The organism is Streptomyces sp. NRRL S-495, from assembly GCF_000966955.1.
Taxonomy (GTDB): Bacteria; Actinomycetota; Actinomycetes; order Streptomycetales; family Streptomycetaceae; genus Kitasatospora; species Kitasatospora purpeofusca.
This window is the reverse complement of the sequence record NZ_JZWY01001353.1, coordinates 1-577: the sequence shown is the minus strand read 5'-3', so window position 1 is coordinate 577 and position 577 is coordinate 1. Positions and strand designations below refer to the sequence as shown.

Here is a 577-nt window from a genome sequence, read left to right as displayed (position 1 = left end):
ATCGTCGAGAGCACTCTCAGGATCGTCCACTGCAGCTTTGTGAGCCTCATATCCATGATGGCCAAGCCGCACATGAAGTGGTCCTCCCGCCGTACGGTCTTGTGGTGCTTGTTCATTCCGCGTCCCCAGTGCCGGTGCCGGAGCGGGTCAGGCCGGGGTTGGTGAGTTCGATGCCGCGTACGCGGCGTAGCCAGTGGGCGAGGGCGTAGAGGGTGCCGGCTGTGGTGGTGCAGGTGACGGTGCCGGTGGTGAGGAGTTGGTGGAGGCCGCCGGTGGCGTGGATGTAGACGGCCAGGGTGCCGGTGGCCGTCGCGATCGTGTTGCCGGTGCGGGAGGTGCTGGCGAGTACCCAGTCCACCGGCCGCCACAACGCGCCCAGGGTGTCGTGCAGACGAAGGCGCAGCCCTGCCCACAGGAAGCCGGCCGCCAGGCTCCGGCGCCGCCAGGGCGAGGGCACGAGCCCGGAGGCGGGGTCCCCGGCCAGGTCTGCCATCCACGCCTGCCGTAGGTGTGCGCGTCGACGTCCGGCCAGTACGAGCCCGACCCGGGTCAGCCCCCACTCCAGTGCGGTCTTTCG

1 pseudogene is annotated in these 577 nt (G+C 69.7%); it reads right to left on the bottom strand.

The annotated features are described in order from the left end of the window. Positions 1–112 precede the first annotated feature (112 nt). A pseudogene (locus VR45_RS41635) lies at positions 113–577 on the bottom strand (hypothetical protein); the annotation flags it as partial.